The organism is Paraburkholderia tropica (assembly GCF_914484835.1).
Lineage (GTDB): Bacteria > Pseudomonadota > Gammaproteobacteria > Burkholderiales > Burkholderiaceae > Paraburkholderia > Paraburkholderia tropica_A.
Genome location: NZ_CAJZAR010000043.1, coordinates 120,153 through 135,547 on the forward strand (window position 1 = coordinate 120,153; position 15,395 = coordinate 135,547).

Here is a 15,395-nt window from a genome sequence, read left to right on the forward strand (position 1 = left end):
TTAAGGGTTATTGCCTGAGGTCGCGCTCAGCGCGCCCTGGAAACTGGTGACGCCGGTGACGACGTAGGAGCCGACACCGAGGCCGATAAACAGAGCCGCCGCGACGCCGAGCAGCACGTAGTGGGTGATCCGCGCGTTGCGGCGCACCGCCTCCACCACGCGGTCGAGCGAGGTACGGCCGAGCGACTTGATCGCGTCCACAAAGTTGTCGCGTCGCTCCGCATCGGCGATCCGGTCGACCATCTCTTCGGCGAAGATGCCCGTCGCAAACGCGCGCATCGGCTGCTCGGGATGCTCCTTCAGGCGTCGCTCCATCGTTGAGACATGCCAGCGCAGCCATGGATCGGCATGACGGACGATGCGCTTGAGTGCGGCCGAAAGCGTGAGGCCGGAGTCGAGCAACGCCGACAACGCGACGATCAGGAGCGCGGCGCGAAGATCGCGACGATTGCGCCACATGAGCGGCGCCGCATCCACGCGGTTGCGCAGCGCGCCCGTCCAGCGCTTGAGGCCGTAGTAGTAGGACGTCACACCCGCAGCGAGCAGCGCGACGTTGAGCAGGCAATAGTCGTAGCAGTACGTGTCGATCGCGTACAGGACCTTGCCAGCGGGCATCCACTGGTCGAGGGGGCGTACCTCAAGGACCTGCGGATAGACCATGCCGCCGAAGAGCATGCACAGGGCGTACATGTAGCCGAGCAGCACCACCGGATAGGCCATCTGCAGTGCTGTCGTATTCGACAGCACGCGCTTGGCCGACGCTGCCATCTCGCATCGCTCGAAGCCACGGCGCGCGGCGTCTTCCTTGTCCGAGGCGAATGCCAGATCCAGCAGCGCGTATTCGTCGAGCGGTACGAACGGCTTGATCGCGAGCGCGAGGCCATCGCCGCCGCGCATGCGCGTCTCCATCTCGTCGTAGGCCAGCCAGACGATCTGGCCACGATCACGCGCGCGCTTCTTGAGCACCTGAAGCCGCTCGATGAGCGTCTCGCGGTTTCGCAGGCCCGTGGTCTGTTCGATATCCAGACGCGATTCGCGATAGAACGTCTCGCGAACCTTCTGGAAGCGCCACTTCGCGGCCTTCATGCGCTCGGCGTGCGGCAGACGCATGCAGCAGCGATAGAACAGGCGACCGATCATGACGGCATCCTCCCGTCGCTGCCCGGCATCACCTGATAGACGCTGAACGGCTTCATTCCGCGATCAATGAAGCGTGGATCGATCAGCCCCTGCGAGGCCTTGTAGAGCGCGTGCTCGTAAATGGTCTTGCCCGTCATGTCGGCCGACTCGAAGCCTGCTGTGCGCTCTTTACGCCACGCCTTCTCGGCGCCACGCCAGTCGCGCCGCACGATGTGATCGAGAAACTCCGCAGTGGGCCGGTAGAGCTCCATTGCGAGCGTCTGTCCCTTCGTGCCCGCCGCAACCTTGCCGTCGCGCGTGAGGAGTCCCTTCTTGCGGCAGTGCTCACACCCGTCGTCGTTGCGGCACGCCATCTTCGACGTGTCGAGGCCGAATTTCGTGCGCAGCACTTCGAGCGCCTCCGCACTCATGACCTCGGCGGCAGGTTTTTTGCAGCCGCACAGCATCGGAATGAGTTTCTGGTTGCCCACGGCGTTGATGAACTTGTCGGAGGCCACCTCGTCGGCGGCCAGCATGAGCCGGTCGCCCATCAGACGCATGAAGACCCCGATGATACTGTCGGCGTGGATCGTTGAACGCACGGGGTGCCCCGTGAGCGCGAGTTCGACAACAAGACCGGCGATGGTTGAATCGAGAATTTCCGCGATCGTCAGATCGTCCGGGTCCATGCGCATGAGCGTGCGGATGATCGTCGCGACCTTACGGCGAAACTCCTCTTCGGTCTCGTCCAGACCACGCGGCACCGACTGGTCGGAGAGCCACGGCATCGGATATTCGGACGGCATGCTCACCGCGTACTGCTTTTTCAGTTCGCGGCCTTCAACCATGTACGAGAGCGCACGCAGCAGCGTGGTTTTGGCCGATCCCGTTTCGCCCGAAAGCAGCACGGCGCCACCGCTGACGTGGCCCAGCGATTCGACGATCGCCAGCTGGCTCGCCTCGAGCCCCATCGTGTCGGGCATCCGCACCGAGTAGTTGCGGAAGTTGCCGTCCAGAAGGCGCATCGCGACGTCAAAGCCGCCCATCTGTGGTGCGCTCTGCCAGCGCAGGTTCAACGTTGCGGTCGCCAGCGCGATCGGAATCATGGCCGACTGCGCGGCGCTCGGCTGGAACGCGTTGCCGCTGTTCGTGTTGCTCTGCACCAGATCCTGGTAGACAGCGGAAAGCGCGCGCAGAATCGTCGCCTTCGGCATGCGCTCGTAGGTGTAGAGATCCCCGTCCACGCGAAAGCGCACCTCTGCGTCGGAAAGGTAGTCGCGCGACTCCCAGTGCACGTCGCTCGCGCCGTAGTTCTGCGCAGCGTCCATCACGTCCAGGAACAGGGCAATCGCGCGCGAGCTTTCGGGCACGTGCTTCGAGAGCCGCATGCGCGCACGCTCATAGACGCCCGCGATGACGTCGGCGGTCGCCACCATCTCCTCGCGCACGGTGATATGCACGCGCTCCAGGTCCTTCAGGTAGGTCGCATACAGGGCGGTTTCGTGAAACTCGCGCGTGGCGATTACCACCGCCATGCCAGCCTGCATGTCCACGGCCACGAACTCGCGTCGGGCTTCCACGGTGATACGCAGCGTTGCCTCGGGTGTGGAATCGCACAGCACGCGCTTGAAGTCCGCGAGCGCCTGCGCCGAACTCAGGCGCGGCATCCCGACCGGCGTGTACTCGATGTCAGAGACGGTCAGCGCGCGCGGCGGGCCCCCTTCGCCCTTACTGTCGCCCGCAGCTTTGCGCCCGGCAGCCGCCTCCTCGCGCAACTCGTCACGAGACCCTTTGCTCGCGTCGCTGAGCGTTTCGCCGAGCGACGCTTCGGCCGCGGCAGTGTCCACAGGCACGGCCGCTGCATCGGGCGCTTCGTCGCGCGCTTCGTCGACAATCTCATCACGCGCGCCCGCAACGGTGGCGTCGGCCTCGCCCTGCTCCGGCCTCTCATAGCGCGGCGCTTGCGCCGCGAACGACGCCGCCTGCGCTGCGTCGGCGAACATCGAGGCATCGGCCTCAACATTACCCGCCGCAGTGTTCCCGGTATGCGACCACCCCCGTCCGTCGACGGGTTCAGCGGGCTGCGTTGACGCTACGGGCTCCCCCTGCCGACGGTTCACGCTGTCAGCCGTCTCGTAGGCGTCGACGTCGGTAACGTCCGCATCGCGCAGGTAAGCACCGAGCGATCCGGCAGGCGCTCCGTGCCCGTTGCGCGTGGGATGCCCGGCATGCGCTGGCCGCGTCGCACCGAGAACCGGCTCGACCGGAGCGGTGGCCGCAGTCGATTCCGACTCCTCCACGAAGCCACCGCGCCATGCACGCAGCCGCGCCATCATGCCGACCCGGGGTTTTTCGTTACCTTCCATATTTCCGAACAGCGACATTACGGCCTCCCGAAGCTTGAAATCGGCTGAGCGATGTTTGCGCCAGGCGGCAATGGCGACGACAGATCGCCGAGTGCCGATCCGGCGACAAACGTCGAACCGGTGGACTCCTGTGCGCCGCCGCTCATCGGCACACTCCAGGTGTGTTTGCCCTGCGCAACGACAACCGACAGGCCATCGACGCGACGGGCGACCCAGCCGTTGAGCAGCTTCTCGCCCACGCGCGCCGGATAGACCGCCCCGTTGAACTGATAGAGAACGTGCTGGCCGAGCGCGTCGGAATAGGCGCCCACGAACGTCACCGGCGTCGTGCGTTCGCGCGGAACGAACGGCTGCACCACAGGCGCGGGAGCGGGTGCTGGCGAAGCGGGCACGGGCGTCTTCAACATCACGGCCCCGCCGCTCGCAGGCGTGTCGCCGTCTCCACGCAGCGCGCGCGTGAGTTTGCTGCGCGCGAGCTCGTCGATGTCGTGCAGCGTGAGGTGACTGTCGCCAGTCACGTCGGCCACCGTGGTCCCGGCAGCGCCAGCGCTCGCGGCCGGAGCGCTTGCGGCAATTGCGCGTGTGCGCGCCGCCTCGTCGGTCACGCGGGACGCCGGCACCGCCGTGGAAGCCGCAGGAGCAATCGTCGATGAGGCGACGACGGGATGCGATACCGGGTGCGATTCGGCGTGCCCCACTGGATGCGCGACAGGCGCAGCTCCCGTCGATGCAGGCATGGATGAAGGCGCGGGTGCGATGGCCGCCGCGAAAGATGGCGCTGTGGCGTTGGCGGCGTGGGCCGGGGGGGCAGCAGCGACACCGGCAAGCAGCGCGATGCCAAACGGCACGGCCAGGTGGCGTGATTTAGTGGACGACATAGTATTTGCCCTTCGCAACGAAATGGATGCCGACCTTGCCCAGTTCCTCGGGCGCGGCGGTGTCGAGCTTTACGCTCAGGGACTCGAGGGTCATGTTCGGCGGCAGCGCAGCAAGCAGCGGCGATTGCCACCGGTAGCCGTCGATTTCCCACCGCCCCTCGCGCAGCAGCGCCCGACCACGCTCGTCGCGCGGCGGCGGCTCCGGGATCAGTGCACGGCTCGGTTCGAGCTTGACCTCGTAACCGAAGCTCTGGAGATTGAGCGGCTTGATGGACATGCGCTGTGGCGGCGTCTGCAGCATTTCGATCAGCCGCTGTTCGTCGGGCCACGCCTTCATGTCCGAGACGGACAGATTTGCAACGCGTGGTACTTCAGGTCCGCGCGCATAAAGATGCAGTCCATCCGGCGCGAATGTGACCGGCTGCATTGCGGCCGGCGCACTGCGCGAGAAGTCCTCGAATGCACCGCCCGCGCGCTGGTACGTCATCGAGCATGCCCCCGTCGACGGGCATTCGGCCTTCTCGAACTGCCAGCCCGAGCGGTTCGTGTCGATGTAGTCGAGCAGCGTGAGCGCGCCGGGCGCCAGTTGCGATGCGAGCGGCCTGTGGCCCGCGAACACCTGGCGCATGGCCTGCTCATAGCGCTGATCCCAGCTCGGCGCCGTGTTCACGACCGGCGGCGGGTTGAGCGCGCCCCACATCTGCTTTCCGGCGAAGCCCGCGATCGCCAGCGCGAGCAGCAGCACAACGGACGTCGGAATGCCGCCCGGCACGCGCTTGATGCGCCCCGCTTTCTTCTGCTGCAGCAGCTCGGCGGGACTGAACCGTTCATCGCCCGGTTCGAGCGCGTCGCCCGAGACCAGCACTGTCAGCCCCAGGGGCAGCCTTGCACACTGCAGCTCGATCTCTTCACGACGTTTCGCTGCGGCGGCGAGCGCGATCACTTCATCACGGCGCACCGCGCCACGCACGACGTGCACAAGATGTACCTGCGCGCCGTCCTGCATGAGCACGAGTACGGCGGGCTTCGCGCGCACGCGCTCGAGCATGGCAACGCGCGCGGCGCCCGAATAAAGCTTTGCGCCACGCAGCTCGCCCTTCTCCCCGGGCGCGGAAACACCGGGCGCGCAGAAGCCGCCGATCAGCTCGGTGCCGACTGTCATTTCGACGTAGTGCGTCGCGGAGAAGTCGCCCGCGTAGCGTGCGCGGCTCTCCTTCGCCCCCTTCTCCGGATAGGCACTCCACTCAAGCCCGAACGCGAGGCGCGCGCGCTTGTCTCCGGGTAGCGGTTCAGTGATATGCATGCCGGTCGCGCTCACATCGAAGGCACAACGCTGGCCGTGAGCATCACGATCTGGAACGTGCGCGACTTGTTCCACGTCCCCGTGATACCAGCAAGGCCGCCGTTGGTCGTGCTGTCCGCCGTGTCCGTCACCGCGCCGTAGAGCACGACGGTCTGGCCATCCGAGAGCGAAATCGTCTGGTCATCCTTGTTGCCGATGACGTGCGCAAGCTGGATCGACTGGGCGGTTTGACCCGAGCCCGCGCCCGCCGTGGTGAAGGGTCCGTTCTGCTTGGACGAATCACGCCAGTACGCGAGTACGATCTGGTTGTGATCGTTCACGGCGGGCAGGATGTGCAGGAAGTCGCCTGTCGTGAGCGTGCCCGGCGTGAGGCCCACCACGCCGCTCGACGTGCCCGTGAGGCTCCCCGACGAAGGCGATGTCGTGCGCAGATAGTCGTCCGACTGGAAGTTCGCCACCGACACCGGCAGACCGTTCAATGTCATCTTGGTGATCGTGTTGTCGGAGACCGTGCGGCCATACTGGTTCAACCCGTTAATGACCGCGTTCGTGCCCGAGAACGGCGCGTTCGACTGCAACACCGAGAAGCCCATCGTGCCACCGCCCGAGGCAAGCGACGTCGGCGAGGCAAAACTCACGGCCCACTTCGCGAGGCCGCCCTGGATGCTGTTGAACACCACATCGGCATTCAGTCCGGACTGGGTTCCACGATTGAGTGCGATCTGGATCGTGCGCACGCGCAATGCCACCTGACGCGTCGAGATGGCGTTTTCGTTCTTGAGCAGTGCGCCCATGCGGTCGGCCGCTTCTTTCGTGTCGTACACCATGACGAGGCGACTTTGCGGATTGACGGTGATCTTGCCCATCGGCGAGCGAAGGTCATTCAGTTCTGCTGTGATGCTCGCGATCTGGTCGAACTCGCCCTTGCGGCCGGTCGACGTCACGGCCGAAAACGAGCCCGTGTCGTTGGTCGAGCCGCCGGTCGAGCCCGTGGACTGGTTGCCGGTCGACGTGTCGGTGCCCTTCGACATCTTCGATTCGATCGACACCTTCCCCGGAATCGCTGCGATCTGGAACATGCGCGTGACGAAGCGGCTGACGTTGATGGTCGAGCCGTCGAATGACCAGTCGAGACCGAGGTCTTCGGTCACGTCGTGCATGTACTGGCCAACACCGCAGCCCTCGCAAGGCTGCTCGTACACGGGCTCTTCGGTGGTCTTCAGGCCCACGCCCACCATCGCCTGCGTCGTCTTGCCGTCGTTGCTCGGACGCGGGATCAGCGAGTCGCGCGGGATGTACACGTCCGGGCTCACGTGCACCGGATAGCCCGTCGCGTTCGACACGAGGGTCGCGATGGTCCTGATGCCCAGCTTCGGCGGGAAGGTGACTTTCTTGTCGCGGAAGATCGCGGGCAGCGTCGCCTCGTAGGCAACCGGAACCGGGCGATCGCCAAGGAACGCGCTCGGCACAAGCTCAACGAGCGGAATGCCTTGCCCGAAGCCGCCGTAGGCAGAAGACGCCGTGAGGTTCGCCTGGTTATAGGCGTCGTTCACGTCGCCCTGCGTGACAGCGCAACCGGCAAGCGTCGCCAGGAGCGCCGAAGCCACGGTGGCGGCAATGAGAGAGCGGTGACGGAGTTGGCGCATCGGATCAGTCCTTGCAGTTCGCCGCGCGCGCGATCACGCGGATGACATTGTTGGTGTGCTCGCAGACACGCGCGGGCGTGCGCATATGGTTGGTGGCCTCCATCACCTGCGTGAGCACGGAGCGGAAGTCGCCGGTGAAGGTCGCGTTGAACTCAACCGGCAGGTCGTCGTCGATTTTCCAGGCGAGTTGCCAGCCGAGCGTTTGCAGCCACGCATCCAGCGCATTGCGCAGGTTCATCGACTGCGGCGTGATCGAGAACGTCATCGTGCCGGCCGGCTCACCGCCAGGCGCGCCAGGGAGAACGACAGACTTCACGTCGGTCGACGTCGCGAGCGGCGCGGAAGCGAGCATTGCGGCGGGCGCGTTCGACGCAGCGGCCACGCCCGCGGGCGGCGCGGGAGCTGACACTGCCGACGCAGGCACCGGGGCCGATGCTCCGCCAGGCGCGGGGGCAGCGAGCGAGCCCGGGCCGAGCACCTGCCAGCCATCGCCCGCGGGCGCGGGCACCTTTGACCGGTCGGGTTCGACGGCGGCGGCAGCGGTGGCGCAACAGAGAGCCAGCAGGGACGACGCGAGGATGGGAATTTTTCTCATTGCTTAGTGCCCCTGCAGGCGGCGATAGATCGAGTTGGCGTAGACGAGCTGGTGCGCACTCGTCGGCGAGTTGTAGGCGCCCACGGCCTTCCAGGTCGGACCGAACTGCCGGATGTTGGACGCGAGAATCCACGTGCCGACGTAGGCGTTCACACAGGCGTTGAAGAGGTGCTCGCGCCGGATGCCGTAGCGCGCGAGCTTTGGCAGCCATGACGAATTGATCTGCATGAGGCCGATGTCTTCGGTGCCGTTGCGGTTCACGTTGACGGCGTCCGCGCGCATGCCCGACTCCTGTTTCGCGATCGCGCGCACGAGCTGCACGTTGATGTGGCGGAATGCCGCCGCGTCGTCGAGACAGTCGGCGTGTGCAACGAAGGGCGTGACGCTGGCCAGAGCCGCGGCAGTGGCGATAAAGAGCGGGCGCATCACGACGACGCCCCCGTACGCTCGAAATACTTCACGTCGTGGCGGCGCAGCACGCTGATGGTCTGGCCGTCGGCAGTCACGATGAACTGTTCGGAGGTGCCGTTGAACATGAAGTAGCGGCCCTTCTGTTCGCCCGAACCGAGGTGATGGACATCGGCAACCGTCACGTTGATCACGCTGGGCGCGAACTTGAAGTACGTCTGGCCGCCCTCGTCGAACACGGATTCGAGATGCGCGGCGTTGCCCACAGGAAAGTCGTAGACCGTGCCCGCATTGCGCGCGACCTCGACGTGGTTCGTCGCGTCGGCAACGACGAAGCGATCTGCCCGGTCGATCGTCATCACGTTCGTACCGGCATCCCATTTCGGATGCAGCGACGTGCCGTCCGCCGTCGTGAACTTGAGGTCCTTCGGCTTCGCGGCGAAGCGGATCTGCGTGTGCGTATCGTCGCCATCGCGGATGGCGTTGGCACCGAAGTACTTCGCAAGCAGGGACTCGGGCGCGGACACATCATGCGTTCTTGTCGCAACGGTCGCGGCCGGCTGCGACGACGCGGCCACCGCGTAATTGAGCGCACCGGACTTCTCGACATCACGGCGCAGGCGCACGTGGCGCGTGTCAAAGTCGACATCGGCGTAGAGGCCGCTCGCGTTCATCAGACGGTCCAGCGCGTGCAGCCAGTTCTCGCCGGGCTGGGTCTCGAAGCGCGTCGCCGCGGTCAGGTCTACGTCCTTTTGCGCCGTTCCGCTCCAGCCCTGCGGCACGAGTGCCTTGACCGTCGCCGCCACCGGCATGTTTGCGTTCAGGTTGCGCACGGGATCGAGCGCACCGTGCTCGCCGATGAGCGCCAGGCGCCCGCTGAAACCGGCGAACGCCACCGGCTGGTCGTCGCCCGAACCGGGCACGATGCCGTGCCCGCCGATGAAGCTGTTCGCGCGGTTCCACGTCGCGGTTGCGGTGTGGCCGGACACGCTGTACTGGATCGACGCAGGCGTGCCATCGACCACGATATAGGGGCCTTCGGGATGACTGCCTGCGACGGTGATGGCCTGCCCCGCACGCGGCTGGATGTAGGTCTTCGAACCGTCGTTGAAAATCAGCGCGGGCCGCTCGGCGATGCCGCCCACGACTTCGTAGTCGAAGTCGAACGGGTCGGTGTTGGCGGCACTCGCGAATGGCGCAGCGAAGGACGCAGCCAGGAGCGCGCCGAGGATCGCGAGGCGGTTAGCGGTCTGCTTCATAGGCCTGCATTAATCTGGTTGAGGTGGCGCACGAAACGCGCGAGATACGCGCTGCCCGGTGCCGGGTTCGCACTGTGGTAGTACGCGATCGCCTTCGCCACCGAGCGCGTGCTCTGGTAGTTCTCGTTGAGGATGGATTCGGCCACGCGCACATTCGTCGCGGGCGAGAGCGCGTCCCAGGGCGACGCAAAGCGCTGGTGGTGGTACCGCCAGTTGATCTGAAGGATTCCGACATCGAAGTCGGAACGGCCGGCCGCGATCAGCGCGCGCATCGCGCCATACGCGTCCTCGCGCGTGCGAAAGAAGAAGCCCCGGCCCGCGACATTTAGCGTCCACGGCCACGCGCGACCGTTATAGGCCGACTCGTTGAGCGCAATGCCTGCGAGCACCTTCGGATCGACACTGGTGTGCAGCAGCTCGAACGGCGTGACCACGCTCGCGCACGCCCAGCCGCCACGGCCTTCGGTCATCGCAGCGAGCGCGTCGTCATCCAGTTCGGCGGGTTGCAGCCAGCCACTGCGAACCATCAAGCCGGCGAGCGACTCGTCACGCCCGTCGACCGACACCGTCATGCCCGCGTCGGGTGTGCTGCGAACCGGCTGCCCCAGCAACGGCGCGGCCCACGTCTCGAACGGCGTGAGCCCGCAATAAAGCACCGGTTTGCCGTCCAGCGTGGCGACCTCCCGCGCGCTACCCGAACCGAGCACGAGGGACACCGGGCTGATGACCTGGGTGATCGACGGACCTGGAGCCGCAGCGGCATGCGCGCTAACAGCTATCGCGAGCGCGAGGGACATGAATGCGAGCGCGCGCCTAGCCACGGTACGGCTCCAGGTGAATGTCGCGATTCACCTTGATCATGAAGCGCTGACCCGGCTTGATCGTGATCGTGGGTGGAATGTTCTGGTATCGGCTGAGGATCGACTGCGACGTTTGCGCGGCCACCTGCCCGGCCGTGTTGCCGACCTGCGTGACACCATACGGGCCACTCGTTGTCGAGCTGGTATCGCTGCCGTCGAAATGGTTGAGCAGGATGGCGGTCAGGAACGACGCGCCATAGATCGTCCAGAAGTGATTGTTGACGTCACCCGAGAAGCCCGCATAGCCATTCTGGTCCGCACCCTGTGCGCCATAGAGCGGCACCTGCTTGCCGTTGGGCAGGCGCATCTCGGTGGCGGCCACGAGGATGCTCTCCTGACCGACCTTGATATCGCTCTGGTACGGTGCAGTGATCATCGTGCCCTTCGGGACCATCAGACACGTGCCCGTGACGCTGTCGTAGACGTCCTGTTCGACCATCAGCGCGGCCGTACCGGGGCGGTCCGAATTCTCGCCCTCCATGACAAGCACCGGAATGTGATGCGGCGGCGAGAGCGTGCACGCGCCCGACTGGCCCACGAACCCGGCACTCGAGAACCCTTCGCCCGACGCCGACTGCGCTTTCACATCCTTGATGAACTGGATATCGCGCTGGGCCGACGAGGTCGTCGAAGCCGTGTTGCCCTGCCCCATGGCCGCGCTCAGCGCCCTGGCCTGGGCTTCAGCCGCGCCCGTCGCCGATTGCTGCGCCGCGGCCGCCTGCATCGCCATCTGCGCGGGCGTCATCACGCCCTGAACACCGGCCTGGCCGGTCGACTGCGCATTCTGCTGCTCGCTGATCTTTTTGCCCGGCGTGAAGATGGGCGAAGCGTAGATCGCGTCAACGTTCGCCTGGGTGCCGAGATTGGGCGATGTCGTTTCCTTCGCGAACTGGTCCACCGAAAGCGTCGGCTTCGAAGTCTGTGTGGGCGCGGATGCGCCGGCCGCCGCCCGCGCCTTGCGTTCGGCTTCGCGCGCGGCGGCCTGCTGGTCCTGGATGATCTTGTCGATGTCTTCGCCGCTATGCGTGTGATCGACCGACGCCGCCATCTTTGCGGCCTTCTCGGCCTTTGCGTCCGCATCGGCCTGGCTCGCTTCCTTCGACTGGTAGTAGAAGCCAAGGCCGCCGATGACGAGCGCGAAGAGCATGCCGACGGCGAGCAGCGCGCCGCGCGGCGACTTGCCCTTGGTGACGCGCTCCTGGTCGGTCGCCTGGGGGTTCTGGTTCGACATGCTCAGAACCCGAAGATGCCGCGGCGACCGCGCGTGATCGTCACGTCGTCGCTCCCGGCGCGCAGCACGATCTTGTCGGCGAGCTGCTGCACGACGATGTACGGGCCGCGACGGATGAAATTCGGCGCGACGTCGTCACCGTGATCCTTGACGATCGGCACAGCGAACGGCGCGCCGGCAGGCAGGCGCAGCCAGACGAACTTGCCGTCGTCGAACACCGTCTCGGGCTTGAACGGCGCGGAGCCCGACACCGTGTATTCGAAATTGAGCTTCTCGGGCGAGACGCCGAGCGGCCCCGAGTCGGTCGAGCCGCTGCGCCCCGCGTCCGGGCCAGCGTCCAGTCCGGCGCCCTGACCTGATCCACCTGCCCCGCCCGCATCTGCCTCAGCACGCGCGCGCGCCTTCTCCAGCAGCGACTGCTGATAGTGGAAGCGCACGCTCTGGTAGAAGAGGCCGCCGACCGGTGAAGAGACGAGCGTAAAGTCGTAGTCGCGCAGGTTCGTCGTGATGTGCATCGTGTTGACAAGGGACGGCCGCATCGGCTTGATGTACAGGTGGTTCGCGTTGTCCGAATCCCAGGTCCACGACACCGTGTCGCCAAATGCCGGATCGCCGACCAGCTTCTCGCCCGGGGCGAACTCGATCGTCGTGAGCTTCGCGGGCGCGGCCATTACACGAAAAATCTGGTCGCGGCTGTAGTTGAAGACCACGATGCGCGCGTCGTTGGGCATCGTCACCGGATCGACACCCGTGTTGTACGGGTTCACCGGACTCATCGGGTCGCCAATGATCGAGCCGACATCGAGCGGGCCGGAGAGCGTCTGCAGGGACTGCGTCTTGCGCGCGGCGTGCGCGGGGAAGGAGATCGCGAGCGCGCAGACGAGCGCGGCAAGCGGCACGAGGGAGCGGGATGCCGGGTTCGTCATGCGGTTTTTTGCAGCGTCCAGAATGGGAAGAAGATCCCGAAGGGGTTGGTGCCGATCGCGTCGTCAGAGCTGGCCGGAACGATCTGGTAGCGCAGCGTGAGCGCGTAGCGCACTTCAACGGGTTTGTCCGACGGGAACTGGGTAGTCGTCGTCGTGAATTCGACAACGACGGTCGAGTCGTCGAGGACGGACACGTTGATGACCTTCACCTCGCGAACGAGCTTGGGGTTGGCCGTGATGGTCTGGAATGGCGCGTCCTGCTTGAGCCAGGCGGCAAACTGGTTCTTGCCGTTGTCCACCATCTGCGCCTTGACCGCGTTGATGTTGCGCGCAAGACGCGACGTCTCGATGGTCGGCGTGAGGACCGGCTCGATCGTGAACCAGTATTCGACCGACTCGGAGACGGACTTCCTCAGCGCCTGATCGTCGGGCTTGTAGGCGGCGAGCTGGCGAACGAGCGGGTGTCCACCCGCATCGGCGGACACGCCGTATGCCTTCACCACGGACGGCGGCGGCTGCCGGGTCCACACTGCCCCGCCGGCGATGGCCGCGAGCACAAAGCAGAAGAGCTTCCAGTGGTTCGCTTCGACACGCAGGCGCGTGCCTTTATCGAAGATGATCTTTTCGGGATCTTCTTCGGAGTAGCCGCCCGGAGCGGTGGACAGGGCGATCTGCTTTTTGGAACGACGCAAGAGAGGCATGACGCGCGCGCAAGACGAGTTGGTTCGCGTCAATTGAATCAGTGCGGCACCCCACGCTTTGGGGCAAAAGGCGAGCTATTTTGCATACCATTGCGCGCGGGGAGCGTGCACTTGCGCGAGCGACAGGCGCCTATCGCTGTAAGTGCGGAATGGTGATGTTTTTGTGTAGCTTTTCGAATGTCGTAGCTAATTCAGGGTAGATACATTCGGGCGGTACGGGCTGTTACTCGCTTCCCAAATTTTGCACAGAAACCGCTATCGCAGCCGTTCCAAACAAATACTTTGGAATCAATACCTTGCGGGATCATATTGGCTTAAAAAACCGTGTACCACCCGACAGGCGCCTGTCACTCTGATTCAATTTGCGCAACAAAATCATCATGCCAGGTCAAATCCCTATATCTTAAAAGCCAATATTCGCAACAATAACAACACTCCGCTACGGGGAAATGTACGCATTTTCCTCATATGGCCGGTGGCGAAATCACCACTCGTTCGCCTGAATCTAACCTGCGCCTCAATACTCTGTTGCGATTCTCGGCAGTGCCGATCTTCGCCGCAGAACTCTCGATTTAGCTCGCAGAGGAAGCCATCCTCCGCAATTCGCCAGCGATGAAAATGCAGAACGTTTCGGCGATGGCCGGCCACTGCAATACATTTGCCGCGTTGATCTGCGCAGGGGTCATGCCCTGACGTTCAATGCAACGAATACCAAGAATATTGTTGTGCGCTGTGAATTTTTTTACGAAACCCTCACGCTCCTTCTCGTTGAGTCCGGCGAAAATTTCGCGAGCTCGAAGGATTTCATCTGAACGACGCGCGTCGGCCGCTTTATCTCCCGCGACGACGCTGGCCACAGCAGCGCTACGCGCGGATGTCTTCGCTTCTTCTACCGCGAGTGACTGGGCAGCCAACCTTGTTTGGATCGACTCAACCTGTCTGTCGGCTTCTGCCACACGATAATTTTCGGCGAGTGCCTTCATCAAATATGCCGACGCGCGTTTGACTTTCGTACCTTGTCGAATGGTCCAGCGTGTGTATTCGATCGCCTGCTGAATGCGGTCGTCGGTCCAAGATGCGCGATTACTTTCAATTTGTGAAAATTGCTTTTCGGTAAGTCCAAACTCGTCTTGCAGTGTCTGATAGAGCGCTACCGAATTCAGCATCGCGGCCTTAACAGCAAGAGCGCCCTCCTTCCGTTTGAATTTCAGTCGAATTTGATTTTGTTTTCGTGATCCAGGTGTGCCCGCTCTCGTCTCATATGAAAGCTCAATATCCGATAGCTCGTTGATTTGCTTTACTGCGGGCTCAAGATAGTCCCGCTTGAAATATTTGAACTCTGCATGGTTCGCCCACGAGCGACCTGGCAGGTTTCGAATCACCTCGATAGGAAGCCATACCGTCGTATTCGACGCGAGCATCGGAAGGACATAGTCATAGATCGCGCGCGCGTAAATGACCGTGAACTTCGATGTCACCAGCAGACTGGTCCAATAGGAATTCTGCGGGTCTTTGATTAGTCGCTGCAGCTCAATCGGAACCCTAAACCTTATGCGACCGTTGCGAACGCTAACCCGCCCGATAAGCTCTAACCAATCCCCGTCCTCGGGTGTCCCCCCAACCTCTTGAACGTCTGTCGATTCCACCACGGAAGCATCTACATCGGACTCTTGGCCGCGCTGAGAGTCCTCTGCGACGAGCCGCCCCTTCTGATCCACGGAGACAACCGGCGCATTAGTCACTTCGAGCATCGATGATTTGACGCTCCGGATTACGCTTGAGAAATGCTCCCGGTTTTTACTGTCATATCGCATAAGCCACTTGAAAAAGCTCAGCGTCACCTCATACGCGTCCTTGATCTCCGGTTCCTGCGCAACGATGAAATACGCAGCATCTACGAAACGACGTGCCGACAACCCAAGCCCTACGATGCGCGCAAACACTTGGTTCTTTTGGTATCCGATGTCTGACGACGTTTCAAGCTCGTGTATACCGGCCCGTATCGGCGCGCTTTCGACAAATAAGTCGAGCGCATACTGGAGGGGTGTCACGCTCTGCTCAAAACTTGCCATCAACGACTCCTTACTCTCTGGTCACTCCCTA

13 protein-coding genes are annotated in these 15,395 nt (G+C 63.9%); all 13 read right to left on the reverse strand.

What is annotated here, in order from left to right; all coding sequences use genetic code 11:
• The 13 genes from LDO54_RS13105 to LDO54_RS13165 all read right to left on the reverse strand — a co-directional run bounded on the left by LDO54_RS13105 (nt 1) and on the right by LDO54_RS13165 (nt 15,364).
• Nucleotides 1–1,086: a type II secretion system F family protein gene (locus LDO54_RS13105; RefSeq protein ID WP_224010898.1), complete on the reverse strand. Its 1,086-nt coding sequence runs from the start codon at nt 1,084–1,086 to the stop codon at nt 1–3.
• A 50-nt stretch (nt 1,087–1,136) separates the two neighbouring features.
• Entirely contained in the window at nt 1,137–3,503 is a 2,367-nt protein-coding gene (locus tag LDO54_RS13110; RefSeq protein ID WP_224010900.1) for an ATPase, T2SS/T4P/T4SS family, read from the reverse strand.
• Nucleotides 3,503–4,090 carry a hypothetical protein gene (locus LDO54_RS13115; RefSeq protein ID WP_224010903.1) on the reverse strand — a complete coding sequence of 196 codons (588 nt, stop codon included), beginning with the start codon at nt 4,088–4,090 and terminating at the stop codon, nt 3,503–3,505. Before LDO54_RS13115 ends, LDO54_RS13110 begins: the two co-directional genes overlap by 1 nt.
• A 259-nt stretch (nt 4,091–4,349) precedes the next feature.
• A complete protein-coding gene (locus LDO54_RS13120; protein WP_224010904.1) occupies nt 4,350–5,666 on the reverse strand; it encodes a hypothetical protein in 1,317 nt (438 codons plus the stop codon).
• A gap of 11 nt (nt 5,667–5,677) precedes the next feature.
• Complete coding sequence (locus tag LDO54_RS13125) at nt 5,678–7,312, reverse strand: type II secretory pathway protein (protein WP_224010906.1); 1,635 nt, start codon at nt 7,310–7,312, stop codon at nt 5,678–5,680.
• A gap of 4 nt (nt 7,313–7,316) precedes the next feature.
• Nucleotides 7,317–7,907, reverse strand: a complete 591-nt coding sequence (locus LDO54_RS13130; RefSeq protein WP_224010908.1) for a toxin co-regulated pilus biosynthesis Q family protein — start codon at nt 7,905–7,907, stop codon at nt 7,317–7,319.
• Between the two features lie 3 nt (nt 7,908–7,910).
• The gene (locus tag LDO54_RS13135) at nt 7,911–8,333 is read right to left on the reverse strand and encodes a lytic transglycosylase domain-containing protein (protein ID WP_224010910.1); all 423 of its coding nucleotides are present in this window, start codon (nt 8,331–8,333) and stop codon (nt 7,911–7,913) included.
• Complete coding sequence (locus tag LDO54_RS13140; protein WP_224010912.1) at nt 8,333–9,574, reverse strand: hypothetical protein; 1,242 nt, start codon at nt 9,572–9,574, stop codon at nt 8,333–8,335. The genes LDO54_RS13135 and LDO54_RS13140 overlap by 1 nt, the downstream gene beginning before the upstream one ends.
• Nucleotides 9,571–10,371, reverse strand: a complete 801-nt coding sequence (locus LDO54_RS13145) for a transglycosylase SLT domain-containing protein (RefSeq protein ID WP_224010914.1) — start codon at nt 10,369–10,371, stop codon at nt 9,571–9,573. Before LDO54_RS13145 ends, LDO54_RS13140 begins: the two co-directional genes overlap by 4 nt.
• Before the next feature lie 16 nt (nt 10,372–10,387).
• Nucleotides 10,388–11,665, reverse strand: a complete 1,278-nt coding sequence (locus tag LDO54_RS13150; protein ID WP_224010916.1) for a TrbI/VirB10 family protein — start codon at nt 11,663–11,665, stop codon at nt 10,388–10,390.
• Nucleotides 11,666–11,667: 2 nt separating this feature from the next.
• On the reverse strand, nt 11,668–12,591 hold the full coding sequence (locus LDO54_RS13155; protein ID WP_224010917.1) for a TrbG/VirB9 family P-type conjugative transfer protein: 924 nt from the start codon (nt 12,589–12,591) through the stop codon (nt 11,668–11,670).
• Nucleotides 12,588–13,292, reverse strand: coding sequence for a type IV secretion system protein (locus LDO54_RS13160; RefSeq protein WP_124262176.1), 705 nt, complete (start codon nt 13,290–13,292; stop codon nt 12,588–12,590). Before LDO54_RS13160 ends, LDO54_RS13155 begins: the two co-directional genes overlap by 4 nt.
• Nucleotides 13,293–13,864: 572 nt before the next feature.
• Nucleotides 13,865–15,364: a replication initiation protein gene (locus LDO54_RS13165; protein WP_224010919.1), complete on the reverse strand. Its 1,500-nt coding sequence runs from the start codon at nt 15,362–15,364 to the stop codon at nt 13,865–13,867.
• Nucleotides 15,365–15,395 lie beyond the last annotated feature (31 nt).